The 26,233-nt window shown below is 70.3% G+C and carries 26 protein-coding genes and 1 pseudogene; 11 read left to right on the plus strand and 16 right to left on the minus strand.

Annotated elements, in window-relative coordinates:
- Positions 1-90: 90 nt before the first annotated feature.
- Positions 91-612, minus strand: coding sequence for a signal peptidase I (gene lepB / locus O7597_RS31045; RefSeq protein WP_281581574.1), 522 nt, complete (start codon positions 610-612; stop codon positions 91-93).
- 163 nt (positions 613-775) lie between these two features.
- On the opposite strand from lepB, the gene O7597_RS31050 reads away from it, so the two are divergent.
- On the plus strand, positions 776-1,309 hold the full coding sequence (locus tag O7597_RS31050) for a GNAT family N-acetyltransferase (RefSeq protein ID WP_281581575.1): 534 nt from the start codon (positions 776-778) through the stop codon (positions 1,307-1,309).
- 17 nt (positions 1,310-1,326) lie between these two features.
- Here O7597_RS31050 and O7597_RS31055 read toward each other — a convergent pair whose 3' ends face one another.
- Genes O7597_RS31055 through O7597_RS31075 form a run of 5 tightly spaced genes read right to left on the minus strand, consistent with a single transcriptional unit; the run spans position 1,327 to position 5,399 of the window.
- Complete coding sequence (locus O7597_RS31055) at positions 1,327-1,902, minus strand: hypothetical protein (protein ID WP_269742245.1); 576 nt, start codon at positions 1,900-1,902, stop codon at positions 1,327-1,329.
- Positions 1,899-3,239, minus strand: a complete 1,341-nt coding sequence (locus O7597_RS31060; RefSeq protein WP_281581576.1) for a hypothetical protein — start codon at positions 3,237-3,239, stop codon at positions 1,899-1,901. The genes O7597_RS31055 and O7597_RS31060 overlap by 4 nt, the downstream gene beginning before the upstream one ends.
- Positions 3,236-4,042, minus strand: a complete 807-nt coding sequence (locus O7597_RS31065) for an ABC transporter ATP-binding protein (RefSeq protein ID WP_281581577.1) — start codon at positions 4,040-4,042, stop codon at positions 3,236-3,238. The genes O7597_RS31060 and O7597_RS31065 overlap by 4 nt, the downstream gene beginning before the upstream one ends.
- A 14-nt stretch (positions 4,043-4,056) precedes the next feature.
- Entirely contained in the window at positions 4,057-4,863 is an 807-nt protein-coding gene (locus O7597_RS31070) for a zf-HC2 domain-containing protein (protein WP_269742248.1), read from the minus strand.
- The gene (locus O7597_RS31075) at positions 4,860-5,399 is read right to left on the minus strand and encodes a sigma-70 family RNA polymerase sigma factor (RefSeq protein WP_269742249.1); all 540 of its coding nucleotides are present in this window, start codon (positions 5,397-5,399) and stop codon (positions 4,860-4,862) included. The genes O7597_RS31070 and O7597_RS31075 overlap by 4 nt, the downstream gene beginning before the upstream one ends.
- A gap of 218 nt (positions 5,400-5,617) precedes the next feature.
- Here O7597_RS31075 and O7597_RS31080 point away from each other — a divergent pair, with 218 nt between their 5' ends.
- On the plus strand, positions 5,618-6,376 hold the full coding sequence (locus O7597_RS31080) for an alpha/beta hydrolase (RefSeq protein WP_281581578.1): 759 nt from the start codon (positions 5,618-5,620) through the stop codon (positions 6,374-6,376).
- 137 nt (positions 6,377-6,513) lie between these two features.
- Here O7597_RS31080 and O7597_RS31085 read toward each other — a convergent pair whose 3' ends face one another.
- Complete coding sequence (locus O7597_RS31085) at positions 6,514-7,293, minus strand: glucose 1-dehydrogenase (RefSeq protein ID WP_281581579.1); 780 nt, start codon at positions 7,291-7,293, stop codon at positions 6,514-6,516.
- A gap of 127 nt (positions 7,294-7,420) precedes the next feature.
- Between O7597_RS31085 and O7597_RS31090 the strand changes: the two genes are divergently transcribed.
- From O7597_RS31090 to O7597_RS31100, 3 genes are all read left to right on the plus strand, one after another.
- Positions 7,421-8,059 carry a TetR/AcrR family transcriptional regulator gene (locus O7597_RS31090; RefSeq protein WP_281581580.1) on the plus strand — a complete coding sequence of 213 codons (639 nt, stop codon included), beginning with the start codon at positions 7,421-7,423 and terminating at the stop codon, positions 8,057-8,059.
- A gap of 52 nt (positions 8,060-8,111) precedes the next feature.
- Positions 8,112-8,984 carry an oxygenase MpaB family protein gene (locus tag O7597_RS31095; RefSeq protein WP_281581581.1) on the plus strand — a complete coding sequence of 291 codons (873 nt, stop codon included), beginning with the start codon at positions 8,112-8,114 and terminating at the stop codon, positions 8,982-8,984.
- A gap of 272 nt (positions 8,985-9,256) precedes the next feature.
- Positions 9,257-10,192 (plus strand): phosphotransferase, encoded by a 936-nt coding sequence (locus O7597_RS31100; protein WP_281581582.1) that lies wholly within the window; start codon positions 9,257-9,259, stop codon positions 10,190-10,192.
- Between the two features lie 65 nt (positions 10,193-10,257).
- On the opposite strand, the gene O7597_RS31105 is transcribed toward O7597_RS31100, so the two are convergent.
- Together O7597_RS31105 and O7597_RS31110 are read right to left on the minus strand one after the other, a co-directional pair.
- Positions 10,258-11,499, minus strand: coding sequence for a DUF1501 domain-containing protein (locus tag O7597_RS31105; protein WP_269742256.1), 1,242 nt, complete (start codon positions 11,497-11,499; stop codon positions 10,258-10,260).
- An 11-nt stretch (positions 11,500-11,510) separates the two neighbouring features.
- On the minus strand, positions 11,511-12,812 hold the full coding sequence (locus tag O7597_RS31110; protein ID WP_269742257.1) for a DUF1800 domain-containing protein: 1,302 nt from the start codon (positions 12,810-12,812) through the stop codon (positions 11,511-11,513).
- A 277-nt stretch (positions 12,813-13,089) separates the two neighbouring features.
- Here O7597_RS31110 and O7597_RS31115 point away from each other — a divergent pair, with 277 nt between their 5' ends.
- The gene (locus O7597_RS31115) at positions 13,090-13,680 is read left to right on the plus strand and encodes a redoxin domain-containing protein (RefSeq protein WP_269742258.1); all 591 of its coding nucleotides are present in this window, start codon (positions 13,090-13,092) and stop codon (positions 13,678-13,680) included.
- A gap of 2 nt (positions 13,681-13,682) precedes the next feature.
- The gene (locus tag O7597_RS31120; RefSeq protein WP_269742259.1) at positions 13,683-14,594 is read left to right on the plus strand and encodes a cytochrome c biogenesis protein CcdA; all 912 of its coding nucleotides are present in this window, start codon (positions 13,683-13,685) and stop codon (positions 14,592-14,594) included.
- A gap of 126 nt (positions 14,595-14,720) precedes the next feature.
- On the opposite strand, the gene O7597_RS31125 is transcribed toward O7597_RS31120, so the two are convergent.
- The 4 genes from O7597_RS31125 to O7597_RS31140 all read right to left on the minus strand — a co-directional run bounded on the left by O7597_RS31125 (position 14,721) and on the right by O7597_RS31140 (position 18,512).
- Entirely contained in the window at positions 14,721-15,500 is a 780-nt protein-coding gene (locus O7597_RS31125; protein ID WP_281581583.1) for a 1-acyl-sn-glycerol-3-phosphate acyltransferase, read from the minus strand.
- Positions 15,497-16,942, minus strand: coding sequence for an FAD-dependent oxidoreductase (locus tag O7597_RS31130; RefSeq protein ID WP_281581584.1), 1,446 nt, complete (start codon positions 16,940-16,942; stop codon positions 15,497-15,499). The genes O7597_RS31125 and O7597_RS31130 overlap by 4 nt, the downstream gene beginning before the upstream one ends.
- Before the next feature lie 124 nt (positions 16,943-17,066).
- On the minus strand, positions 17,067-17,702 hold the full coding sequence (locus O7597_RS31135) for a class I SAM-dependent methyltransferase (protein ID WP_269742262.1): 636 nt from the start codon (positions 17,700-17,702) through the stop codon (positions 17,067-17,069).
- Positions 17,703-18,011: 309 nt separating this feature from the next.
- Complete coding sequence (locus O7597_RS31140; protein WP_281581585.1) at positions 18,012-18,512, minus strand: hypothetical protein; 501 nt, start codon at positions 18,510-18,512, stop codon at positions 18,012-18,014.
- A gap of 160 nt (positions 18,513-18,672) precedes the next feature.
- On the opposite strand from O7597_RS31140, the gene O7597_RS31145 reads away from it, so the two are divergent.
- Positions 18,673-19,182, plus strand: a complete 510-nt coding sequence (locus O7597_RS31145; protein WP_269742264.1) for a hypothetical protein — start codon at positions 18,673-18,675, stop codon at positions 19,180-19,182.
- 74 nt (positions 19,183-19,256) lie between these two features.
- Here the strand turns inward: O7597_RS31145 and O7597_RS31150 are convergent, their stop codons facing one another.
- The 3 genes from O7597_RS31150 to O7597_RS31160 all read right to left on the minus strand — a co-directional run bounded on the left by O7597_RS31150 (position 19,257) and on the right by O7597_RS31160 (position 21,558).
- Positions 19,257-20,270 carry a hypothetical protein gene (locus O7597_RS31150; RefSeq protein ID WP_269742265.1) on the minus strand — a complete coding sequence of 338 codons (1,014 nt, stop codon included), beginning with the start codon at positions 20,268-20,270 and terminating at the stop codon, positions 19,257-19,259.
- A gap of 216 nt (positions 20,271-20,486) precedes the next feature.
- Positions 20,487-20,975, minus strand: a complete 489-nt coding sequence (locus O7597_RS31155; RefSeq protein WP_269742266.1) for a DUF1877 family protein — start codon at positions 20,973-20,975, stop codon at positions 20,487-20,489.
- Positions 20,976-21,120: 145 nt separating this feature from the next.
- Positions 21,121-21,558 carry a VOC family protein gene (locus tag O7597_RS31160; RefSeq protein ID WP_269742267.1) on the minus strand — a complete coding sequence of 146 codons (438 nt, stop codon included), beginning with the start codon at positions 21,556-21,558 and terminating at the stop codon, positions 21,121-21,123.
- A 400-nt stretch (positions 21,559-21,958) separates the two neighbouring features.
- Between O7597_RS31160 and O7597_RS31165 the strand changes: the two genes are divergently transcribed.
- The 3 genes and pseudogenes from O7597_RS31165 to O7597_RS31175 all read left to right on the plus strand — a co-directional run bounded on the left by O7597_RS31165 (position 21,959) and on the right by O7597_RS31175 (position 26,180).
- Complete coding sequence (locus O7597_RS31165; protein ID WP_269742268.1) at positions 21,959-22,336, plus strand: hypothetical protein; 378 nt, start codon at positions 21,959-21,961, stop codon at positions 22,334-22,336.
- On the plus strand, positions 22,337-24,976 hold the full coding sequence (locus tag O7597_RS31170) for an Hsp70 family protein (RefSeq protein WP_269742269.1): 2,640 nt from the start codon (positions 22,337-22,339) through the stop codon (positions 24,974-24,976). It begins immediately after the preceding gene.
- A 148-nt stretch (positions 24,977-25,124) separates the two neighbouring features.
- Positions 25,125-26,180: pseudogene (locus O7597_RS31175) on the plus strand (hypothetical protein).
- The last annotated feature ends 53 nt before the right edge of the window (positions 26,181-26,233 follow it).

Raw genomic sequence — 26,233 nt, forward strand, 5'->3', positions numbered from 1 at the left:
TCGGAATGCGACGGACGAGGATCAAGACCTGGCCAGGTCCCAGCGCCCGACCAGCGCGTCGCCGCTCTCTCGGTGCCAGGTGCGCCCTGGTCAGTCGACCATCACGGCGAAGACCGACGACACCGGCACCGGCCCGGCACACCGGGAGTCGGTCGACCGGGCGCGGCTGTCGCCCAGAACGAAGACGGAGTCGGGCGGCACGGTGACGGGGGCGAACCGGCGCGGCCCGCAGAGGTCCGGCTTCGGCGGCTCGTCGAGCGACGCGTCCTCGGCCACATACGGCTCGGCCAGCGGTTCACCGTCGACCGTCACCCTGCCCGAGGTGTCGCAGCAGGCGATGGTTTCGCCGCCGATCGCGACGACGCGTTTGAGTAGCGGCACGTCCCGGTCACCCCAGCGGCCGCCGGGGGAACGGAACAGGACGACATCGCCACGCCGCGCCTGATAGGTACCGGTCACTGTCCGTGCGGTGACAGCCTGGCCGGCCATGACCGTCGGCTCCATACTGACGCCGCCCTGGGTGAACTCTTCGGTGGCTCCCGTCTGGGTCGCGTCACCGTCGCCGCAGCCGGCAACAGCCATCACGAGAAGAAGTACCATCAGTCTGCGCATCCGACGGATGCTGCCAGAATTGGCGGTGCCGTGCGGTCCGCTGGGCTCGGAGCTACCTTTGATCGAACATCGGGCCACGTGGTGTGTGGCGCTTGGTCACCTCCGGCTTCGCTCGCCGCGAATCCGGTCGGCGAGCGTGCGGGCGCGGCCCTACGATGCGGCGGTGCGTTCCTCGCTGACTGTTCGCCCGGCCCGGGTCGATGACGTCGCCCGGATGGCGTACGTGCATGTTCGGTGCTGGCAGGAGACGTATCGAGGCCTCATGTCGGACTCGGTACTGGATGATCCGGGCTTCCCGGCTGTTCGGGAACGGTTCTGGACTGCTGCGCTGACCGACAAGCGCTATCGCGAGAACCGGGCGGCTGTGGCCGAGCGGGAGGGCGAAGTGGTCGGGATCGCCATGTCGGGGCCGCCGCCGGACGCCGCGGCGACCTGGGCGAGGCAACTGTATGTGCTCTATGTGCTTGCCACCGATCATGGTAGGGGCGCTGGGCGGGCGTTGTTGCAGGCCGTTGTCGACCCCGCCGAGTCGGCGGCGCTGTGGGTGACCGATCCGAACCCTCGCGCGCAGGCGTTCTACCGCAAGCACGGCTTCGTTGCTGACGGGACCGCCCAGGTCGCGGAGATTCGCATGGTCCGCGACGCGGGTCGGACCAGTGACCGCCGTGCTCCGGCTCAGGCCCGGGCGACTCGGTGATCCGCCGGCACGGGTGCTCAGCGGCGAGCTCCGAGAAGGGCGTGGGTGACCACGCCGACGACGGCGATGGTCGCGGCGCAGGCAGCGGCCGAGGTGGTGGCGGCCGGCTGCAGCATCCAGGTCAGGATCTCCTGGTACAGGTGCCCGCTCGCCGGCCCGGACAGGATCACCACGAGCGTCCACCCGACCGGGAGAAGCCAGGCCCACTGCGCACCCCAGACCGCTCCGACGGCGAGTAGTCCACCGAGCCCGGCGGCGTTGCGGATCGTCAGCGCCGCCGTCGCCAGCGGTGCGCCGGTCAGCGCCGGCGCCGCGGCGACGAGCGTCGCGGTGGCCATCACCGCCAGGATGTGCGCGGCACGGCGCGGCGGCCACGGGAGGGATGCCGTCCGCTCCAACGCGGGATCGGCGCCGGCGAGCCCGGGCCCGAACGCGACGGTGGCGACGAGTGTCGACAACAACGCGACCGCGAGCCTGAGTCGCGGTTCCTCGGCCGTCTGGCCCAGCCCCCACAACACGAGTACGCCGGCCGCCGCCGCCCCGACGGCGGCCGGGACACTCCGGCACCGCAGGTACAACGTGAGCCACCTCATGGGTGGTCACCGACCAGAAGGTCGAGCAGGTTCACCTCGGTGCAGGCCAGCGCCGCTCTCCGCAGCGCGGCGACGCGGTCCCGCTGCTCGGCCGCCGGGAACCCGCGAAGGGTCTGCCACGCCTGACGCGCCGCGTCGCGGTCCGGACCGTCCGGTGGCGCGCTGTCGGCCAGCCAGGCGGCCGCGGCCAGCCGCGCGACGCGGTTCGCCCGGGCCGCGTCGGGGTTTCCGACGGGGTACGCACACGGCCGGGTGCCCGCTCCGTCCAGGAGACGCCACCGCAACTCGTCGGGGGTTGCCTTCGCACCACCCCAGGGCGCGAGTTCGAGTTCCACGAGCAGCACGTCCCCCGGTTGTGGTGTCGGCCGGTTCTCGTACCAGGATTCGGGTGTTTCGTGGACCGAGGTCGGTGCCTGCGGAAGCTTCGCCGACATCGTCGCGAGCGCCTGCCGCGCCGGATCCCGCAGCTCCGCCAGCGCGCTGGCGTGGACCCGGGTGACACACACCTGCGGCCCCGGTCCGGCGGCGCAGACCAGCGCGGCGGCCGCCGCGTCGGGCACCGGCAGCCGCTGCCGGCCGTCCGGGAGTATCGCCAGGGCCACCACGGCCGCCACCACGGCGGGCAGGGCCGCCGCCATCCGGGCGGTGCGGGTGGCGCAGAGGAAGCCGGCGAGCGCGCTCACCGCCAGGCCGACCAGCCACACGGTGTGGGCGACGCTGACTCTGCCCAGCACCGTCACGAAGTCGCCCCAGAACCCGAACGGTGACGGAGTCAGCAGGTGGACGATCTTCGGCACGTGGGCGTACCCCCGGTCGGTGATGGCGACGAGCGCCACGGTGGCACCGACGACGGCGGTGGCGGGTGGGGTCAGGCGGAACGGGGCGAGCGCCCCGACGGTCATGCCCAGCCAGACGCCGGACACCATCCACAGCACACCGACCCCGGCTATCACGATGGACTGCCCCGGTAGGTAGCTCGCGTACGCCGCGACCTGGGCCGCGCCGCCGACGTACATCAGGACGTAGCCGGTGGCCCCGGCGAGCGCCATCGCCGTGGCCGCCGGTAGCACCCGCTGCCACCGCGGACGGGCGGTCGCCGCGACCAGTTCCTCGGTGCGGCAGCGGCGGTCGCGGCCGGCCTGCCATGCGCCCAGGCCGAGCGCCATGGGCCAGAGGATGAACAGGTACTCCCGCTGCCAGAGCGCCAGCAGCATCCAGCGGCCTCCCCAACCGCCCAGGGCGACATAGAGCAGCGCGGTGCCGACCAGCGCGGCGCCCAGCGCCATCCACGGCGCCACCGACCGATGGGTCTCGATGCGCAGGATCCGGCCGGTCATCCGGTGCGCTCCCCCGCCGCGCGATGCCGGCGCAACAGCTCGGTGTACCCGCGTTCGGCCGAACTGTCGCCCGCCCCCTCGCGGCCCAGTTCCACCAGATCCGCCGGAGCACCGTGGAACACCAGCCGACCCGCATCCATCAGCACCACGTTCGTGCAGGCCGCGACCACGTCCTCCACCAGGTGGGTGGAGACGACGACACAGGTGTGCTCGCCCAGTTCGCGCAGCAACGAGCGGAAGGCCAACCGCTGCTCGGGATCGAGACCGACCGTGGGCTCGTCCAGCAGCAGGATCTCCGGATCGTTGACGATCGCCTGCGCGATGCCGGCTCGCCGTACCATCCCACCGGACAGCGACTTCATGCGTGAGTCGCCACGCTCGGCCAGGCTCACGCGTTCCAACGCACGCTGGACCGCGTCCGGGATGTCGTGCGCCGGCACCTCCTTCAGCCAGGCGAGGTATTCGACGAACTCCCGCACCGTGAACCGGCCGTAGAACCCGAATTCCTGCGGAAGGTAGCCGATCGACCGGCGCAACGTCCGCAGGTCGGGTCGTGCGTGCACGGGGTGACCGAGTAGTTCGAGCACGCCGCCGGCCGGGCGCGACACGGTCGCGAGCGCCCGCATCAGCGTCGTCTTGCCGGCACCGTTGGGCCCGAGCAGCCCGTGCACGCCATTGCCCATCGACAGGTCGAGGCCATCGACGGCAAGGCGCCTGCCCGCTCGTACCCGAAGCTCCACCGCCCGGATCGCCCACGCGTACGTCGTCGGTGCCAGGAGGGCGGCACTTATCCCTTTCCTCATTCCGTACCTTCTTCTCATCGGAGCTCCGCGTAACCACTGCGACGAGGCAGGAGGACGAGAGCCACCACCACGGTCAGCGCCGCCCAGCCCGGCAGGGCGGCCTCGGTCAGCAGCACCGGCAACCGGGCGGTGACGATGCTCGGTCCGACGACCACCGTGGCCCAGAGCAACGCCAGGCCCCACGCCGCCCTCGGCAGGCCGACCACCTTGCCGAGCGCCAGCGCACCCACCGTGAACGCCAGGCAGGGCATCAACCACCGCGCCGGGGATGCGCCGACCAGCCAACCGGCCACCGCCAGTACCGGAATCACCACCACGAGCACGACCAGGGTTCGTCGCAGCACCATCCCGAGGCCGGCCCGGGCGGTCGCGACGACCAGTTCGTGGGCCGGATCGAGCCGCCCGGTCCAGGCGGTGGCGACCCCGAGCAGCGGCGCGACCGGTGCCAGGAGCACCACCAGCGACGGCGGTGCCGCACCCCGGCCGGCGACCGCCAGGTCGAACCCGAGCGCGACCAGCACCACCAGCACCGTCGTCACGAGCCAGGGAACGAGCACCGGCGTCACCCACCGGGCGGATCGTGCAGGCATCCACCGGTGCCGGACCGGCGCCGGCTCGGTGGCGGACACCGCAGCCTCCACCTTCACCCAGACGGCGGCCAACAACGCCATCGCGTCACCGTCGGTGGCGTCCACCAGCCGACTCCGGCAGTCGGCACACTGCTCCAGGTGCGTCTCCATCGCCCACAGGACGTCCGGTGCGATGCCCGGATCACCGGCGGCGTAACGGCCCAGTGCCCGGACCGGGATGTGTGCGTTCACGACAACGCCTCCCGCAGTGCCAGTCGCGCACGGCGGGCGCGAGTCTTCACGGTCCCCTCCGGAAGGCCGAGCATGAGCGCGGTCTCCCGGACCGAGAGTCCGTCCAACACCAGGGCGTGCAGCACCTGGCGCAACTCCGGTGCCAGCCGGCGCAGCGCATCACCCATGTCGTCGCCGATCGCGCCGGCCAGCACCACATCCTCGGCCGCCGGTGAGTCCTGCAGCGCCAACGGCAGCGGCACCGCCTGCGAATCCCTCGCGCGTCGCCGAAACCCGTCGACGAGCCGCCGCGCGGCGATCGACCACAGCCAGCCGACCGCGCTACCGGCCCTCATCCCCGCGTAGGAGTCGGCGGCCCGCCACACCGCGAGATACGTCTCCTGGACGACCTCAGCGATCAGGTCGTCGTCCGCGCAGCGACGGCGGAGACGAACGAGCAACCACGGAGACGTCCGGCGGTACAGTTCGTCGAACGCCGCGCCGTCGCCACGCGCGATCCGCCGCAGCAACTCCCCTTCGTCTTCCCTCACGTCCATACAGACGCCAACCACCAAGATCAGGTTCTCGTCACCATGCGTGGCCGCCGATCTCGGTTGTCGAGGTGGCGAATAGTACGCAAAAGTGGCGTTTTATCCATTCACCCTACTTCTCGAACATATCGAACTCCTGGCGGAGAGCGGTCCGCGGCGATCAACCAGTCAGGATGGACGGTTGCTGGTCCGCGAGATCGAACCTTCCGTGACAGAATGCGATCATGGAAGAGACACCGAGTTTCCTCCGCCCTTTCGTGCTGACCCCACCAGACCATGACGCGGAGCGGGAGGCGAACCTCGACTGGTACCGGCCGGATGGCGACACGCCACGCCCCGCGGTGATCCTCGTTCATGGCGGCCCGATGCCGCCCGGCACAAGCCCGACCCCACGTGACTGGCCGGTCTTCCGCGGCTACGGCTCTCTCCTCGCCTCCCTCGGCTCGATCGCGGTGACCGCCGAGCATCGGCTCCAGGTGGTTGTCGGCCCGGACGGACCCTTCGCGGACTACCCCACGGCGGCCCAGGACGTCGCCGATGCGGTGGATCGGGTACGGGCGGACCCGCGCGTCGACCCGGAGCGGATCGCGCTCTGGTTCTTCTCCGGCGGAGGCCTGCTGAGCACCGACTGGCTCCGCCAGCGGCCGGAGTGGCTGCGCGCGGTCGCCCTGACATACCCGCTGCTGGCGCCGTTGCCGGAGTGGGGCATCGATCCACGGTTCGCACCCGCTGCGGCGATCGCCGAGGCGGGACGGCCCGTACCGCCGCTTCTGCTCACCCGGGTGGGCCTGGAGCGCCACATGTTGTCCGAGCCGGTCGCGGTGTTTCTGAGGGCGGCGGGTGACAACGGTGTACCGGTCGACGTGCTCGACGTGCCGAACGGGCAGCACGGCTTCGACATGCTCGACCACACCGACGAGTCCCGGCAGGCGGTCGAGAAGGCGGCGACCTGGATCACCGAGCGGCTCAGGGGGCAGCGGTAACCGATCCCGGCGCTGCATCGCCGGTCCCGGTGTTGCGGCTCGTTGGCTGTTCGATCCCTGCGCTCACCGCGGCCCGTTCCATGGCATCGGTGACGGTGGTCGCGGGTCAGGCGTGCGGTGCTCACGGTGTGCGGGGTTCATGCGGCTTCCTTCGGCAGTGCGGGGCCGAGGAGCAGCCCGCCGTCGATGACATATTCGGCGCCGGTGATGAAGGCCGCGTGGGGCGAGATGAGGAACAGCAGCAGCGCGGTGATGTCGGCGGGCTGCCCGAGTCGCGGGATGGCGAACGGCTCGGGCGAGTAGAAGTCGGCGATCGGGGTGTCGCTGCCGGCGGCCGGCTCGGTGATGAAGGGGGTGGCGACGACGCCGGGGTGGATGGCGTTGACGCGGATGTTGTCGCGGCCCAGCTCCAGGGCAGCGGTCTGAGTGAGCCCTCGGACCGCCCACTTGCTGGCCACGTAGGGCGCGTAGCAGGCGGTGCCGCCGATGCCCATGGTGGAGGCGATGTTGACGATTGCTCCTCCCCCCGCGCGCCGCAGCGCCGGTGCGGCTGTCTTGATGCCGAGGAAGGTGCCGGTGAGGTTGATGTCGAGGATGCGAGCCCACGTCGCCCGCTGGGTGGACTCGATGAGGGCCGGCGGGTTCTGCACCCCGGCGTTGTTGACCAGCACAGTGAGCGCACCGAATGCCTTTTCGGTCTCCGCGATGGCGGCGGCCCACGACTCCTCCCGGGAGACGTCGAGGTGGACGAAACGCGCCGCGCCTCCCAGTTCGGCAGCCAGGCCGGCGCCGCGTTGGGCATCGATGTCGCCGATGACGACGTTGGCGCCTTCGGCGTGCAAGGCGCGAACGTGGCTGGCTCCCTGCCCACCGGTGCCACCGGTGACGAGCACGGTCTGATTGTCGAAGCGGGGCATCTGATCCTCCGAGTACGAGCGAGAGACGACAACCCGTAGGGCCGCGTGGTGAGTCGGTCGACTCGCCTTCCGAAGGTACGCCCCGTCGAGTGGTGAGTCAACCCACTCACCTCGCTATGATGGGCGGATGACCCCAGCGCCGTCGGCCTATCACCAGCGCGTGGCACAGGAGAAGCGGGCACTCATCGTGCAGGCCGCTACTGAGCTTTTCCTCGAGTTGGGCTACGACCGGGCATCACTAGCGCGTGTCGCCGAGAGCGCCGGCGTGTCGAAAGCGACGCTGTTCAAGCAGTTTCCGACCAAGGCGGCATTGTTCGATGCCATCGTCATCGACTCGTGGGCCGAGAACGACGTCGCCGACGTACCACCCGCCGGTGACCTGACGGCCGGCCTGACGGTGCTCGGCCGGCGCTACGCGACGCTGTTGAGCCAGCCGGAGATGACGGACCTGTTCCGCATCGTCATCGCCGAGCTGCCACGCTTTCCCGAACTGGCCAAGGCGCATTTCTCACGCGGCAAACTGCCGTACTTCGAGTCCGTCCGGATCTACCTCTCGACCGAGCACGACGCGGGAGCCGCGGACATCGCTGATCCGGAGATGGCCGCTACGCAGTTCCTCGGGATGATCTCCAACTACCTGCTCTGGCCGAGTCTGGTGCTCCCGGAGTGGACGGTGACCCCTGACCGCACGACCGCGGTCGTGGACGAAGCCGTCCGCACCATGGTCGCCCGGTATGGCACCGATGCGGGCCGTTCGGGCCCGTGAGTTCGGCACCGTCCCTGCCCGCCTCGCAGTCCACTCCTGGAGACACCCGCCGATGAGAGCTCGGTACACCAACCTCGCTCGTATCCGCGCCCTCGACCCCGAGCATGACTACCTGGCCATCTACCAGACGATGCTGCGGTACGAATTCCCGTGGGACATGAAGCTCGGGCTCAACCTCGCCTTCAACAGGTCCTTCTCGATCCCGTCGATCGCCGCCCTGCACGTCGCCACGGGCGAGCTGACCGAACGCACACAGAAGCGCATCGACGACACCGGGCTCCTCATGTATGAGATGGTGCTCAATGGCTTCGACCAGCCGCGGGGGCGGGAGGCGCTGCGGCGGGTCAACCACATCCACCGCCCGTACGACATCAGCAACGACGACTATCTCTACGTCCTCGGCTGCCTGGTGGTGATCCCCACCCGGTGGTTGCAGCGGTACGGCTGGCGTCGCCCATGCTGGCACGAACGGCAGGCCACGTACCGTTTCTACCGCGAGCTCGGCCGCCGGATGGGCATACTCCACATCCCCGACTCCTACGAGGCGTTCGAGGCCTGGTTCGACGCCCACGACGCGGCGCACCTGAAGCCCAACGACGACGCGGCCGCCATCGAGCGAGCCACCCGCATGCTGATGCTCACCCGGATCCCCAAGCCCTTCGCCCGGCTGGGCAACGCCCTGGTCAGCGCCATGTATGACGTACCACTCCGCCGAGCGACGCGGGTCGCCGCGCCGGCGTGGCCGGTCCGGGCCGGCCTCCACGTGGCGTTGAAGACGCGCTCGCGGCTCCAGCGATGGTTCGGAGCGACTCGGACCACGCCGTTGTTCGCCGACGGGATCAAGGCCAAGAGCTATCCCGACGGGTACGAGATCAGCCAACTTGGTCCGCAGAATGCCCATGTGCCTGGCCGTCCCGGCGCGTGAGCGGGCGGCGGCGGTGCTCGATGCTTTCGCCCATCGCCTCGCGGCGCCGGTGATCCGCGCTGTGTGCCAACCCGAGGTCGTGCAGGAGAGTCCCCGTCCCGAGATGCCCACCACAGCAAAGTCGCAGCGCGTACCCTGATCAGCATCTGGCGCGCTCCTGGTTGAGCACTACGTCGCCATGGTGACCCACGATGGACGCCGGTGGCGATCCCCCGCCAACCTCAGGTCGACGGCAAGCTACCCGACCTCACCGGACAGTGAGGAGTACGGCCGTGTTCGCGAGTAGGAGACGGCCCCGCTGGGCCGAACTACCGGCGTCGGTTCGACGATGTATCGAGGGTCTGCTGGGTGGCGCCGTGGTGGACACCGAGAGCTGTGCCGGCGGCTTCTCGCCCGGCTTCGCCTCGCGGATCACCCTGCGCGGTGGCCACCGGGCCTTCGTCAAGGCGGTGGACGCGCATCTCTGGCCGACCGAGGCGTCGCATTACCGCGCCGAGGCCGAAGTGGCTGGGCGGCTGCCGCAGGGCCTGCCCGTGCCTCGACTACTGACCACGCACGACGACGGCCGGTGGGTGCTGCTGGTCTTCGAGCAGGTGGACGGTGTCGCACCGGAGCGACCCTGGACGACACGGCAGATCCGGCGGGTCGTCACGCAGGCAGTCGCCTTCGCGCAGGCGACCACACCGTCTCCGATCGTGCTACCGCGCGACCATCCGCGACTCGGCGGCTGGGCTCACCTCGCCCTCGATCCGTCCAGCGTCGCCCGGCTGCACACGGTCTCGACCTGGGCGTCGCGTCACCTCGATCGGCTGACGGCAATCGAGCAGCGAGGGCTGCACGCGGCACAGGGCGACTCACTCGTGCACTGCGACCTGTACCCACACAACGTCCTGCTCAGCGGCGACCGGGTGATGTTCGTCGACTGGCCGCACGCCCGGCTCGGTGCCCCCGTCATCGACATCATCGCGCTGCTGACCGGCATGGCAGCCGACGGCGTCGATCCCGAACCGCACCTTCACACAGCCTTGCCGGCGCTGAACTGCCCACCAGACTCCTTCGACGCGATCCTCACCGCGCACACCGGTTTCCTGATGGCGGGCGCACTCACACCGATGCCCACCGGGCTGCAAGCCATCGCCGAGGAGAAACTCCGCCTCGCAACCGCCGCAACCCGATGGCTACAGCACCGCCACACCCACACGCGATAGCACGGAAAACCGGACCGGTACGAGGAGCCGGTCGACCCTGATGGCGCGCGGGTCGGCCGAGCGCGTCACAGGATGCCGGTCATCCGCCCGCGCCAGCCGTGCAGGACCACGGCCGGGTCGGTGTCCAGCACCGACTCGAGCAAGGTGGCGTAGACGTCCCGGAAGTCGATGGTGAACTTCAGGTCACCGCGGTCGAGGTCGGTCAGGCTGGGCGGTTCTCCGTACAGGCCGCCGCGCACCCCGGTGCCGAGGAGAAGCAGGTTCGAGGCCGTGCCGTGGTCGGTGCCGTCGGAGCCGTTGGCCCGGACCCTGCGGCCGAACTCGGAGTAGACGGCGGTGACCACCTTCCGGCCCGCGTCGGTTCGCGCCATCCGGTCGGTGAATCGGGTCAGCGCCCGGTCGAGCTGCCCGAGCAGCACCTCCTGCAGTTGCCTCTCGTCGGCGTGGGTGTCGAAACCGCCGAGCGACACCGAGAACACGCGAGTGGTGACACCGGCCTCGATGCACTGGGCGACCAGGTCCAGCTGCGCGTCCAGTGGGGTTCGGGCGCCTCCGGTCGCGGTCGCCGGTACCGTCTCCGTGTCCTGGTCGCTCTCCTCGTCCACTGTCGCGTCGCGCACATCGCGGATCATCTGGTCGACGGCGCGCAGGTCGGCGAAGCAGGCCGCCGCGCGCGCCCGGGCCGCCGACTCCCCCGCCTGGTTCACCGCCAGCGCAGCCAGCGCTGAATCCGGCAGACCACGAGCGACCGCACGCCCGCTCACCAGCACCGAGGCACCCGCCGACCGTTCGCCGGCCAGCAGCGGAGGCAGCGTCGGCTCGAAGGAGACGGCAAGCCGCGGGTCCCCACTGGTGTGATCCAGCCAGCGGCCCACCCACCCGGTGGCACCGGGCCGCTCGGGATCGGCGGTGTGCCAGATGTCCATCGACCGGAAGTGGCTGCGGTCGGGCTTCGGGTAGCCAACGCCACGCACCACCGCGAGCCGACCTTCGCCGTAGCGCGTGTGCAACCCGGCCAGCGCCGGATTCAACCCCACCTCGCCGTCGAGGTGTCTGACCTCCTCCGCCGCGTACGCCAGCTCGGGGCGGGCGTCGTGGTAGGCCGGGTCCGCGTACGGGACGACGGTGTTCAGGCCGTCGTTGCCGCCGTACAGGGTGACCAGCACCAGCGTGCGGGAATCCGGATCCCGGTCGCCGGCGGTGGCGAACAGGTCCTCCAGCCGGTGGGTGGTGGCTCCGGCCGCCAGGGCTACCGCGCCGGCTACGCCGCTGGCCACCAGGAACCGCCGCCGGGTCAGGATGTCCACGCCGTCCTCCTTCAGCTGACCGTGTACTCGGGGCTGACCAGTCCGGCGACGATCAGTCGCCGTGGTTCACCGGCCATCGGGGCCAGGGCCCGCCGGGTGCGCTCGCTCCACCGGTCGACCACGAGCAGCCGGGCCAGCACCTCCGGCCGGTCGTCGCGCGGCGCTGCCGCGAGCCGGGACAGCACCGCCGGTGCCGCGGCACGGGCAAGGTGCTCAGCGGCACGGATCCGGGCCTGCGCCGACGACGTGGTCAGCCAGGCGGTTCCGGCCGGCCAGCCGCCGACGCTGGGCGGGCGCAGCGGCACCTGCTCCAGCGCGTTCAGGCCGCCCACCAGCTGCCGGCGGCGCTGCTCCGACAGGTCCGCCGGGCGGATCCCGAGCTGCCGCATCGCGCCCACCGCCCACTCGACGGGCTGCTTGACGAGGGTCTCCCGGGTCTGTGCGAAGTCCGGCGCGGTGAAGATGCGACGCAGTGTCGCCAGTGTGTCCACATCGGCGAGACCGTCCGGGGCCGGCAGGTGCGCACCGGCGAACCGGAACCAGAGCCGGCCGGCCACGAACCGCTGCGTCTCCGGCTGGTCGGTCAGCAACCGGGCGTAGGACCGGGCGTCGAAGGGGGCGGTGACGCCGAGAATCGTCTTCGGTCCGGTGTCGTGCCGGCGCGGCTCGAACCGCACCACCGCGGTTCGGCGATCGACCGCCCAGCCGGTAAGTGCCCGGGCGCCCTCCCGCACGTCCGTCTCGGTGTAACCGCCGCCGACGCCGAGAGTGAACAGCTCCATCAGCTCCCGGGCGAGGTTCTCGTTCGGAGCCTTGCGGGTGTTGCGCTGCCCGTCGAGCCACAGGATCAGGGCCGGATCGCCCACCATCGCGTCCACCAGCGGCGGCAGCGGTCCGCGCCCGAGCCGGCGCAGGGTTTCCAACTGCCGCAGCATCAACCCGGCGGAGCGAACCTTCTGCACACTGGTCGCCCAATGCCCGTGCCAGAAGAACAGCAGCTTCTCGGTCAACTGGTGTTCGGCGGCGACCATCCGTCCCAGCCACCAGTCGAGCAGCCGGGTCACCTGCTCCCGGCGCTGCCGATTGGCCCGCTGCCGCTGCTCCCGGGGCGCCCCGCGATCGAGTTGGGCCGCCGGGTCCGGCCCGAGGACCGGCACCGGGGTGGCCGCCGCGCCACGATCCGGGCCCTCCGGCGCGAGCAACCGATCGAGGGTACGGGCGAACCCGTCCCGTTCGGCCGCGTCCACCTCCTCGGCCGTCGGGCCGAACGTCGCCCGACGCAACAGGTGCGCCACCGCCTCCCGATCAGTCACCCGGCAGACGCTACGACACCAATGTACGACGACGGTAAGAACTCGGTCAGAGCTGGACGAACATGCGGTCGGCCGGCCGATGCCCTGCTCGCACCGTCGCGGCCGTCGCACGGGCCACCGCCACCATTCCCGCTTCGCAGCAGGCACCCACCTTCGCCTGCGGCCCCTCTCGTGGGGCGCAGCAGGCATCGCCGCGACGACGAGCAGTTCCGCGCCAACGCCGCCCGTAAGGAGCTTGTAAGGCCACCCCAGCCGGTGGTCGGGTTAGCATCCGATCATGCCCGGCATCCGTACCGTCCCCGCCGTCGCCGCCCTCACCGCAGCCGTCCTCGCCCTGACCGCCTGCGGTGGCACGGAGCGGCCCGCCGACTCGAAGAGCACGACTGCCGCACCGAGCGCGGCGGCTCAGCCGACGCTGTCCGGTCCCGCCGCGCCGACGGCGAGCAGCGGGACGGAAGCGACGGTCCCGCAAACGCTCTCGTTCACTGCCCGGACGATCGACGGTGAGAACTTCGCGGGTAGCAGCCTCGTCGGCAAACCGGCGGTGTTGTGGTTCTGGGCAGCCTGGTGTAGCCGGTGCCGCGCGGTGGCCGACGAGGTCGCCGCGGTGCAGCGGGACAATTCGGGTCGGGTCAACGTGATCGGCGTGGCCGGGCTCGGCAGCGGCGACGAGGCGATGAGAAGCTTCGCGAAGCAGACCGGCATCGAGCGCTTTCCCAACCTGGCCGACGACGATGGTCAGGTATGGCGCCGCTTCGAGGTGACCAGTCAGGAGCAGTACGTGCTGCTCGACTCCGCCGGCACTGTCGTGCACTCGGGACCTCTGTCGCAGCAGGACCTGCGCAAGCGGGTCAGCGAGCTGAGCTGACCATGACAGACACCCCGTACGGCCTCGCCGTCGGTGCCGGGCTGTTGGCCGCGGTCAACCCCTGTGGCTTCGCACTGCTACCGGCGTACCTGTCGATGCTGGTGCTGGGTGACGAGCCAGCAGCCGAACGGGACGCGCTTGCGTCCGTCGGTCGGGCGGTCGTGTTGACCGGTGCCATGACGCTCGGGTTCGTCGCGGTGTTCGGCGCGTTCGGGCTGCTCGCCGCCCCTGCGGCGGACGCGGTCGCCCGTCACCTGCCCTGGGTGTCGATCCTCATCGGGCTCGCCCTGGTGGCTGCCGGTGGCTGGCTGCTGGCGGGGCGCCAGTTGCCCACCTTCACGCCGAAACTGGCCACCGGGCCGGAGGTCCGCCGGCGCTTCGGCTCGATGGTGCTGTTCGGTGCGGCGTACGCGATCGCTTCGCTCGGTTGCACCATCGGCCCGTTCCTCGCCGTCGTGGTCACCACTTTCCGCGCCGGATCCGCCCTGTCCGGCGTCGCCCTGTTCGTGGCGTACGCCTTCGGTATGGGGCTTGCGGTGGGGGCAGCCGCGCTGGCCGTCGCGCTGGCCCGTGAGTCGCTGGTGCGCCGCGCCCGCCGGGCTTCCTCGCTGCTCGGGCGGCTCGCTGGGCTGCTGCTGGTGGTCACCGGCGGGTACGTGGCCTGGTACGGCTGGTACGAGGTGCGGGCTTTCTCCGGTCGCGGTGCCGTGGACGATCCGATCATCGAGGCGGCCGGCACCGTCCAGACAGCGGTCAGCACCTGGCTGGCGGAACTGGGTCCGTGGACGGTCGCGGTGGCGGTGCTGGCCCTGCTCGCCCTGGCCGCAGGGATCACCCTGCGGCACCGGCTACCTGCCCGCCGGGTCGTCGCCCGCCCGGCGGGGCCTGACCGTGCGTCGGACGACCGGGCCTGAGTACGGGTCTGCCGCGTCCCCGCAGGTGGCGAGGAAGTCGCGCCGTCGTCCGTACCCCGCCGGTGGCGGCACCGGACACGAACGCCGCGCCGGACACGCCACACTCGCAGGCGACGGCCATCACCGTCATCGACGAGCGTCGCCGGTCGAGCCGCCGAGGAGCGCCTGCACAGTGTCGTGCACCCGAGCGGCGCACCGGGCGACGTACTCGTCGTCGGCGGCGGCCTCCGGGCCGTGCCGTTCGAAGTGGATGGGCGGACCGATCCTGACGGTGATCCGGGCCGGCAGTGGCAGGTAGGGCACCGCGGGGAGAAAGGTCAGCCCCCATGGCAGGCTGAGCAGCAGCGGCCACCGTGCGAGACGCAGCCACCGTCGGGTGCGCAGCAGCCGGGCCACGGCGGCACCGTCGTACAGGACCACGGCGGTGTTGTGCGCGCCGGCTGCGGCGACCGGGACAACCGGCACGCCGCAGGCGACCGCGAGGCGCGCATGGCCGACGCGACCATCGAAGATCACCTGGTGTCGGTCGATCCAGCGGCGGGCGCCGTCGGCATCGCCGCCCGGATAGACGAGGACCTTGTCGCCCTTCGTGAGCAACGCCACGGCGGTGGCGAAATCGGCGGGAACGGCGCCGAGCGGTCGGAGCCAGCGCCCGAGCAGGGTCAGCCCGAGGTCGTGGGTGAGCACCCACGGCGTGTCGGCCAGTCCCCGCGCGTGGTGCACGGCCGCGGCGAACAGGTAGGTGTCGCCGGTGTAGAAACCGCCGTTGTGGTTGGCGACGTAGAGCGCCGGACCAGACGGGATGTGTTCGATGCCGATGACCCGCGCGCGGTGATAGGGCACCAGGATGCGCCGGACCCGGCCGGCCGCGCGGGCGATCGCCTGCGGGTCACGCTGCGGCTTCATCTGGTACGGGCGGCGGTACGCAGCGCGGCCAGCAGTGGCCGGGCCAGCCGGCGGGTGGCCGGGGTCAGCAGCCGCGCCTGCAGGTGCTCGCCCACGGCGTCGACGGCGGCAAGCGCGTACGTCGGGTAGGGGTGCACCGTGCGGTACAGGTCGGTGAGCCGGCCGCGGCGGGCGACCATCGCGGCCAGTTCACCGATGACCTCACCCGCGGCGGGCGCCACCACGGTGGCGCCGACCAGCCGCCCCCGCGGATCGGCGACCAGCTGCGCCCACCCGTCGGTGCGTCCGGCGGCCACCGCCCGGTCCACCTCGGTCAGGTCGAGGCGGGTGATGATGGCGCGGTCGCCCCACCGGTGGCGGGCCTGCGCGGCGCGCAGGCCGACCCGGGCGACCTCGGGGTCCGTGAAGATCACGTACGGCATCGGCAGGTAGCGAACGTGGCTCGGCAGCCAGAACAGCGCGTTGAGCGTGGCCGTGCCCGCCTGGTGGGCGGCGACGTGGGTGAAGGGCAGCACGCCCGTGACGTCGCCGGCGGCGTACACACCCGGGGCGGTGGTCCGCATCCGGCTGTCCACCCGGACCGCACCCTGGTCGGTGACCGCCACGCCGGCAGCTCCCAGGCCCAGCTCGGCGGTGCGCGGCCGTCGCCCGCCCGCGACGAGGATCCGGTCGAAACCGACCGCCCCCGGCCGGTCCCCGGTCAATCGCACCCGCCACGGGTCGGCGGCGGCCACCTCGGTCACCTGTGTGCCGGTGCGCACGTCGACGCCCTCGTCGCGTAACCGGTCGGCGATCAGCTGCCCGACCTCTGGATCTTCGCGGGGCAGTAGCCGCGGCGCCCGCTCCACCAGCGTCACCGCACTGCCGAGACGGGCGAACGCCTGACCAAGTTCGCAGCCGACCGGCCCGCCGCCGAGCACCAGCAGCCGCGGCGGCAGAACCTGCAGGTCCCAGACGGTGTCACTGGTCAGCGGGCCGGCCGCCGCCAGCCCCGGCACCGGCGGCAGCTGCGGCTGCGATCCGGTCGCCACCAGCACACACCGCGCCGTCACCTCCCGGCCGTCAGAGGCCAGCCGCACCCGCCGAGGACCGACGAAGACGGCCTCGTCCGTGATGACCTCGGCTCCGGCCGCGCGGACCCGTTCCGGTGCGTCATGCGGTGCGATCGCCTCCTGGGCCGCTCGCACATGCGCCATCACGCCCGTCAGGTCGATGTCCGGTTCCACCGGGGTCAGGCCGACCCGGTCGGCGCGGCGCATCCGGTGCGCCAGGTCGGCCGCCTCGATCAACGCCTTGCTCGGCACACACCCGGTCCACAGGCACTCACCGCCGGTACGGTCCCGTTCGATCAGCGCGACCCGGGCCCCGAGCCCGCCGGCGATCACGGCGGAGACCAGGCCGGCGGTACCGCCGCCGAGCACCAACAGATCCAGGTCGGTCATGAGCACCTCACCGTCGGCCAGGTGGGTCGCGGCCAATTGTCGATCACGCCGCGACGCTACCCGGCGGCGCACCGGCCAGCACGCCCGTACGGGAACTCGTCACCGACCGGTAAGCCCGGCGAGGTCAAGGGTGGGCGGCTCGCGTGCCGGAGACCACGTGCACGTGCCCACCGCGCATCACCTCGTGCGTGACGTCGGTGAAGCCGCTGTCCAGCAGCGTCCACGGGTGCCGGTGGGGGTCTGACCCGCCAACCCGGCAGGCCAGCCGCGCGGCCGGCGACAGGATCCGCCAGCGACCCGCCGGCAGGGCCAGGTCGACCACTGTCATCCGACCGCCGGGCCGCAGCAGGCCGACCGCCTGCTGGAACGCCGGTCGCCAGTCGCCGATGACGCTGAGCGCGTACATGAACAACACCGCGTCGAACGCCGCACCGGACCGCAGCGCCGCTGGCAGGCGCGCCGCGTCCGCGAGAACAAGGTCGACGTTTCGCCAACCACCACGCTCGACCCGCGACCGCGCCTGTCCCAGCATCTGCCTGCTGGCGTCGACGCCGACCACCGTACCGCCGGATCCCACCGCGGCCCGGGCGAGGGGGATGGTCAGTCCCGTCCCGCAGCCGATGTCCAGCACCCGGCCCCCAGGCCGCAGATCGGCCGCTGCGACGCCCGCCGCCCGACCCGCTCGATAGACAGGCCACTCCAGCGAGATCAGGTCGTACAGGCGGGCCACGTGACGGTAACGACGCCGCTGCCCGGTCACCGCGCCCTCACCGGTCCCGGGCGTGCGGAGACGACGATGGCCGACCCAGTGCCCAGCCGCGCGCTCCCGACATCAGCGGCAGGCGCGCGACGGTGGGCGAGACCTGACGTCATGCGGGTCATTTTGCCAAGAGACCCGCGTCTGCGAGCAGTTGTCGCGGCGGTGCGTCCCATTGGGAGAAGTCGTGCCGCCACGCGACCCCAGCGATCGCTGCGACTGAAGGCGCTGCCGTACCGGTCACTGCAGGTTGGATCCGACGAGGCTGTCGAACATGCTCACCCGCTGCCGGCTCAGGTAGCAGCGGAAGGATCAGCCGCGTGCCTGGCTGACCAGCGCCTGTCTGAGCGCGTGGAGCAGACCTTGGCTGAAGGTGCTGTCCCCGTCCGGCGTAACGAGAGTGACCAGCGACAACCCGGCGGTGACCAACGTCGCCGGGTAGGGCTCGAAGCCGAATCCTCTTCGTTCGTAGGGATCTTCATTCAGTTGAATCTCGACCGCCGGCTGGCTGGCGGACTGGTAGAGCACTGCGAACGGTCCCTCGGCCTGCTCCATGAGCGAGTACCCGAGATCGTCCCAGCGCCGTTCCATCTCCGCATCGCGCGCGACGTACACCTCACCTGCGCCAGCCGGTACCTGCGCCCGCGTCGTCCGCCACGGCAGAAAGGGTCCGACGTGGTCCCCGCCCAAAGCGACCAACATGTTCGGCCATCTGCCACGCAGATCGTCCAGCATCACTCGAATGCCAGCGTCGACCGGCGCGGCCGTGATGAGGACCGTGTCGTATCCCGTGATCATCAGGCTCCGCTCCACTACGGATCCATCCGCTGCAGCCAGCGAACGTACCGATCGATGCCCACCCGTACCACCGTCAGCGGTCCTTCGCGCGACGTGCGCCGTACGCAATCGTGCTCTCGTCGTGTGGCCCGACGCTTACCCTGCGGCTAGAGGATCCCGCTCGGGGTGCTCTTTCATGCTGTCGAACGACCCGGCGGAGATCTTCCCCTTGACTCTCGATCCGGTCGAGGGCCCACCCTTCGGGACGCGTCCTGCGTTTGTGTTTGACGAGCTGGGAGGTCCTCGGATGCTCGACCTGGAGGTACTGCGCCCCATACTTCGGGCGAGCTGGGCAGCGGACACCTGCGACCCGCACGACTTGCAGGATTGGCGGCCAGACAACCCCGCTCGGGGTCAGTGCGGAGTGACTGCGCTGGTCGTCCAGGAACTGCTCGGTGGAGAGCTGATCCTCGGCGAAGTCTTCGTGCAGGACGCCAAGATTGGTCACCACTACTGGAATCGGCTACCCGACGGCCAGGACGTAGATCTGACGGCGGACCAGTTCCGGCAGGAAGAAGTCATCGTCGGCGGTCAGGTGCAGCAGCGGCCACCGGGCGCCCCTCGACGATGCCGTGAGCAGTACGAGATCTTGAGGCAGCGTGTGCTCGCCGAACTCGGCGGCGTACCGATAGCGACCGATCAGTGACGGACCGATCGGCGGATCGAGCAGTGTGGGCGGCATGACAGGACGTCCGATGGGTGGTCGAGTGGCTGCTGGGATCAGAGTCCGGCGGGGTGGTTTGACAGCCATTGGCGATGACGGTCACGTAGGACGTCGCGTCGCGCGATGTTCGCCAGCAGTACGTCCGCGCCACCGTCGTAGGGCGCGTAGAGCCAAGCCAGATCAGGCGGCGCGATGATCACATAAGCGATCCGGTCGTCAGCGACTTCACGAAGCAGTCGATCGAGGCGACCGGGCTTCCAGGCGACGCGGTTGACGTAGGTGTGGGCGAAGGCAAGGTCGGGATCGAGGTCTGGCCAGGACAGCACCCACCAGCATTCACCGTCCGGTAGCAGATCATGCAGGATCGGCGTTCGACGTCGGGGCACTGGCGTGAACGCCACTTCCAGCGTGATCACGAGCAGGTCCGCGGTATCGCCGCGAATTTCATCGAGAATGGTGTTGTGCCGGTGCAGGATGGTGGCGTACTCGGACTCGCTGTCGGCGTAGCGCTTTGAATCAGGCAGGCCATGAAATCTCACCCAGTGGTCATCCAGCCGCTTGAGGTGGTGACTGATGGGTGCGACCTGCGGCCAACGGGTCTCCCAGACCTTCTGCAGACGATGCCCGTCAGCGCCTGGTGGGGGCCACACTCGGACCTCGCCGGGCGGTACCGACTGCCGGCCCGACAGGACCACCTCCCGCAGCGCGATCACATGGGGATCGTCGCTCGGTGCTTCCGGGTCGACGTCGAAGACCACGATCAGCGGATCGTCGTCCCACTCCCAGCCCTGGATCTCACGCCAGATCCGCAGGTTCGGATGCTCGACCTCCCGGCATGCCTCGGTCGGCGCCAACATCCCGATCGCCTCCGCAAGCTGCGCCTGCCCCAGCCGCACCGAGCCGCTGCCACCACGCCACCCCGTGACCGTGGCCAGCACTGCAGCCGATAGCAGGTCCTCGCGCGCGTTGACCCGCACGAACCCGATCTCCCGCTGCGGAACGACGGAGGCGATCGTCGCGTCCAAGCCGTGCTCGATGACGCGAGGAATGAAGCCGACGCCATGCAGCACCGGCCTCTCCCAACCCAGACCCTGCTCACATCGCACCAGCGCTGCCTCGATCTCCCGAAGCGTCGACCACCTCTGCGACATACCGTCCTGCTGTTGCTCACCGCCATCGTCACGACCGGTCGTCGAGAGTCGGCTCTCCCCTCGACCAGCTATGGAAGACTCTCTCAAGGGGTCGGTCTCCTCAGCGCCCGCTTTGCCGGCAGATCAGTGCCCAGTTCAGGTGGCGGTGAAGACCACCGCACGCCCCGCGGCCGCAGCCCGCTGGTAGAACGCCCGCACCTCGACGAGGTTATCCCAGGTGTAGTCGAAGTCGGCGTCGTCGAGGGCACCGCGATAGTCGGGGTCGTCGATGGCGTCGAACCGCTGGCGCAGCTCGCGTCGGTCGACGGACTGCAGAGCGGCGGCCACGTCCCGGGCCTCGTCCACCGTGAGGTAGACCACGACGTACTCCTCGTGCAGCCGGCGCCCACCGAGCACCGCATGGCTCAACGGATACTCACCACCGTCGGGTTCGAGGGTGCCGTCGGTCAGGCACCGGTGGATGGTGTCCCATGCCTTGTCGGTGTCGACCTTCAGGCCGTCCTCGGCCCACGACTCCTCGATCTCCTCGATGAGTTCGTCCACCGCGTCGCCGTCGCCGTCATCGGCGGCCGCGAGCAGCGACCGCTCCTGCTCCGGCGTGATCGCGAAGTGCACTCCCAACACGCAGAGATCCTATGCCGATCTTCACCAGTTGGTTGCGGAGGTTCACCTCGGACCACGGCACGAAGGACCAGCAAGGGTGACCCGCCGATTGCGGCATGAGCGTGGATGTGATCTTCGAACCTGAAGAATGAGGACCGCGGTCGTTTCAGCGGAGCTGTTCGGCCAGTCCGACGAGGATGCCCTCGGGCCCTCGGACGTAGCAGAGCCGATACCTGTCCTCGTACTGCGCCAGTTCGCCGACAAGTTCGGCGCCGTGGACGCGCAGGCGGGTAACGACGTTCTCGATGTCGTTCACGGCGAACATGATGCGACGAATGCCCAGCGTGTTCGCCGGCGCGTCCTTCGGCTCGGCGCTGATCGCCTGCGGCGTGTGGAATCTCGCCAGCTCGATCCGACCGTGGCCGTCCGGCGTGCGCAGCATCGCGACATCCTGCCGGACGCCATCGACTCCGATGACACGCTCCACCCAACGTCCCTCGATTGGCCCCTTGCCCTCCAGCTCCATGCCAAGTTCGACGAAGAACGAAATAACCGCATCAAGATCGTCGACAACGATGAGGACGTTGTCCATCCGCTGGATCATGCCGGACCTCCCTGGTGTCGTATGGCGGCAGTGGCCGCGCTCGCTTCTGAGACGGAGCCGCCAGGTCGTTCTCGACATCCGTTGCGACATCTTCGCCGGGTATCCACACTCAGCGTGACCGAAGGCTGACGGCTCGCCGCGTATCACCGACGTGACGTGACAAGGACTGGCACAGCGTCGCGGTCGACGGCGAGTGGGTCCTGGGCGTGCAACTCGTCCCGATCCACGTACCACCGGATTCGCCGACGACCCCGGCTCCCAGCAGCAGGATCCCGGAACCCTGGGGGCGGAGCACCGTCGAGGTCACGGCGCGTCGTCTGGGTGTGTCGGTAATCTGGCGGTTCCCGAGAGCCGCCGTCTGGTGTGATCGATGTGTCCTGTGTGGAAGGCTGTGGTGTCCGTGGATGGCGCATCGATCCTGCTGGTGCTTGAGGGCGACGATGACGATCGGGAGTACATCGAGCAGGACCTCCAGTACCTGATCGCCGAGCTGCGCAATCTCCATCTCGACCAGATCGAGCGAGTGTCGGAGGAGTCGCCTCCGCCTGGCACCCGGGCGGCCGGTGGTGTGGAACTGGGTGCCTTACTGGTGGCGGTGGGTGGCAGTGGGGCGACGTTGCCCATGTTGATCGGCCTGGTGCAGGACTGGCTGGCACGCCGGCGTTCGGGCACGATCCGGCTGAAGATCGGCTCGGATGAGCTGGAGTTGACCGGCGCGTCGGATGCGATGCGGCAGCGGGCGCTCGAGGATTTCCTGCGCCGGCACGCGGACGGTTAGATGACCAACCGGGCGCTCATCATCGCCAACAGCCGATACGAGGATGAGCATTTCGAGGATCTTCCGGCGGCGGCGGCGGACGCGGCGGCGCTGGCCGAGGTGCTGGCCGATCCTTCGATCGGCGATTTCGCTGTCGATCAGCTGGTGGACGCTGAGCAGCGTGCGGTGATGCGCGCTCTGGAGGGGTTCTTCGATGCCGCCCGGTCCGACGACCTGCTCCTACTGCATCTGTCACTGCACGGCTGGAAGGATTTGCGGAACCGGCTCTACTTCGTGGTGCGCGATACCGAGCGGGATTTTCCGGGTTCCACGGCTGTCTCGGCCGAATTCGTGGCCGACCGGATGGCGCAGAGTCGCAGCCGCCGTATCGTGCTCATGCTGGACTGCTGCTACAGCGGTGCGTTCACCATCAATACGCTGCGCCGCTCCGGGTCGACGCCCGCCGTGGACGTCGCCGAACCGTTCGCGGGCAACGGGCGGATGGTGCTCACGGCGTCGACCTCCCTGCAGTACGCGCATGAGGGCGAGCAGAACGTCCGGTCGAGCCGGGCCCGGTCGCAGCCGTCGGTCTTCACCTCCGCTGTCGTGCGTGGCCTGCGAGATGGTTCGGCCGACCTCGACGGCGACGGGTTGGTCTCCGTCGATGAGCTGTACGAATATGTCCACGAGCAGGTCCGCCAGCGCGTGCCTGGGCAAACTCCGACGCTGAGCGTGGACAGCGCCCAAGGCGCCATCTATCTGGCCCGCAGTGCACGCCACGCCGACACCGACCTGCTCGCGGAGATGCGTGGTGCCGTGACCGATCCCCAGTCGTGGAAACGGATCGGCAGCCTGCATCTGGTCGAGCGGCTCCTCGGCAGTGTCCGGGAGCAGAGCCGTGAGGCCGCGCGCACCGCGTTGCTTGGTCTCGTCGTCGACATGGACCGCGAGGTGGCTCGCCGCGCCCGTGAACTGTGGCACGCGCGAGGCCTCGGTGACCTGCCCACGGCCCGGCCGACCGCCCGGCCGACGCCTCCGCGTCGGGCGGCCGGTGACATGCCCGTCGGGATCGACTTCGGCACCACCAACTCGTCGATCGCCGTTCTCGAGGGCGACGACGTGCGCCTGATCCCGAACCCCGAAGGGGCGCTGACCACGCCGAGCCTGGTCGCCATCGGCGCGGACGGCCAGATCCTGGTCGGCGCGGCCGCCAAGCGACAGGCACTGGCCAACCCGGACCACACGGTGCGTTCGGTGAAGGTCAGGCTCGGCACCGAATGGAGCATCACTCGCGGCGACCTCCGGCTCACCGCGGAACAGGTAGCGCAGCACATCCTCGCCCAACTACGCGAGGACGCCGAGGCGTACCTCGGCGGTCCCTTCCGCGGCGCGATCCTCACGGTTCCGGCGTACTTCCGGCGACCTCAGCGGGCCGCACTGGTCAGGGCCGCCGAAGCCGCCGGGATCAGGGTGCTCCGCATGATCAACGAGCCGACCGCCGCTGCGATGACCTTCGGGCTCAACCGCGCCGCCGACGCCACCGCGCTCATCTTTGACCTCGGCGGCGGCACCCTCGACGTGTCTCTCGTCGAGATCGCCGATGGCGTCTGCGACGTCAAGGCCACATCGGGCGACAACCACCTCGGCGGCGACGACTGGGACCGGCGCCTCGCCGCGCATCTGGCGCACCGCATCCACGAACGATCCGGCGTCGATGTCTCCGGCGACCCCACCGCGCGGCACCGGCTGCTCGAAGCAGCCGAGGCCGCGAAGGTCGAGCTGTCGTCCGCCGTCGTGGCCGACGTCCGGCTCCCGTACCTCACCACCGGCGCAGACGGCCCACTGCACGTGGACGAGAGGGTTACCAGGGACGAGTTCGAGGCCGTCACCCGGGATGTCCTCGAACGCTGTGCCCGCCCGGTCGAGCAGGCCGTCAGGGACGCCGGGATTGCCCTGCCGGACCTCGACCACATCGTGCTGGTCGGCGGAGCCACCAGGATGCCCGCAATCGCAGGCCTGATGCGCCGGCTCACCCGCGGCAAGCAGGCCTACCGTGGCCTCATCCCCGAGGGCATCGTCACCGGCGCCGCCCTCGAGGCGGGCGTCCTGACCGGGCATCTCAAAGACGTCCTGCTCCTCGATGTCACCCCGATGACAATCGGCGTGCAGACCCAGCCCGACAGGACCACGACGATCGTGAAGCGCAACCGCACCATTCCCACGCTCACCTCGACCGTCGTCGCGACCACCCGGCCCGGCCAGACCGACATGGTCTTCCACATCGTCGAAGGCGATCATGCCGACGCGGAGCAGAACGCGAGTATCGCCCTTCTCGAACTGTCCGGCCTCACCGCCACGCCTGCCGGCACCCCGCTCGTCGAAGTGATCGTCGACATCGACGCGAACGGCACCGCGCACGTCACCGCCAAGGAACTTCGCGGCCCGCTACGAGACCTCCCTCGCAAAGCGCGCGAACTGCGCCGGATCAGAGCCGACTGGAGATACCGCAACACCCCCGTCCCCGCCGACTTCTACACCGGCCGGGAGGCTGGCCAGACCGCGATCGACGCCGTCGAACTGGTCGGCAGCCTCCGACGCTCCGGCCGATGGACCGACATCCGGCGCCTCATGCCAGCCCCATGGGATCCTGACCCGGTCTGACGAACTGCCGCGCGTACCCCGTCGAGGTCCTGGGGGCGCAGCCTGCCGACACAGGAATGTCGCGGGAGGTCCGCGCGGCACGGACCGCAGCGCGACCGGCGGGCCGGGCCGATGATCTAGATTGGCGTCGTCGACACGCGGGGGATACATGACAGTCTTCGGCTGCAGGAGCTGCGACGCCACTCTGACAGTTCCGTTGTCGAGGGTGGCGCTGCCCGTCCACGCGGACCAGAAGTACGGGAACGGGCCGGGGTCGCTTGCGCCGGCACTGGAGCCCGGCACGTTCGCGGTGAATCCGCTCCCCTCTGGCTCGCCGTGGCGCCGGTGGGCCGAACTCGAAGCCGGTGAGGCCGAGGCGCTCGGCTGGTACGCGCCCAGGTTCAGCATCTCCGCCGGGCCGGTCGACCGAGTGTTGCTCACCCCGGGAGACGTCCGCGACGCCGTCATCGACCCGGCACGGGTCGGCGACTCCGCGTGCTGTGGCCTCGACGGCGGCGAGCCCAACATGGTCTGCGTCACCTGCGGCACCCCGGTGGCCACCCGGATCGACGACTGTGGTCTGCGGCAGGCGATCTGGCTGGACCCGCTGACCACCCGCGTAATCGAGGACGGTCCCGGCCCGCACCCGGTGCTCGACTGGGCGGACCTGATCGACCAGCGGCCCGGTATTCCGCCGTCCGAACCGGGCGGCGGCTGGCACCCGATGTGGGCGGCCGCCGCAGCCTCGGCGCTGGCACACTTGCTGGCTGCCTCGGGCGGCGACCCGATCCTGATCCCGGATCACCAGGTTGCCGAGGTCTTCCGGCCCGCTCTCGGCCGTCTCGTCGGCCCGATAGGTACGAGGCCGGAGCGCATCCTGGTCCTGGCCGGGCCCGGCCTTCCGGACGCCGACGGCGACTTCGCCCTCATCCCGGAACATCCGCAGACCGGCGAACCCTGGCCGGTGGCCCCGCCGGTGAAACCGGTCCCGCTGGCCTGAGACAGCTGGCGGCACCTCGCGTTCCACCACACCCCGAAGCCGGTCGGGCGGTCGGCCCCGGTCCCGCCGGAGGCCCTGCCGGCACTGCTCCCGGGCTACCGCTTCGAGCCCGACGGCCACATCTTCCTCAGCGTCCTGGCCCGACTGCCCGAGGTCAGGCAACCACAGTTGCGCGCCATCTATGAACGAAGCCGACCCTACAACTACACGTCCTACGTCTTCTGACCGCCCGGCTCGCCGTGACAGCGCCCTTCTTCCGGCGGGTTCACTCTCATCGG

Source organism: Verrucosispora sp. WMMC514, from assembly GCF_027497295.1.
GTDB lineage: Bacteria > Actinomycetota > Actinomycetes > Mycobacteriales > Micromonosporaceae > Micromonospora > Micromonospora palythoicola.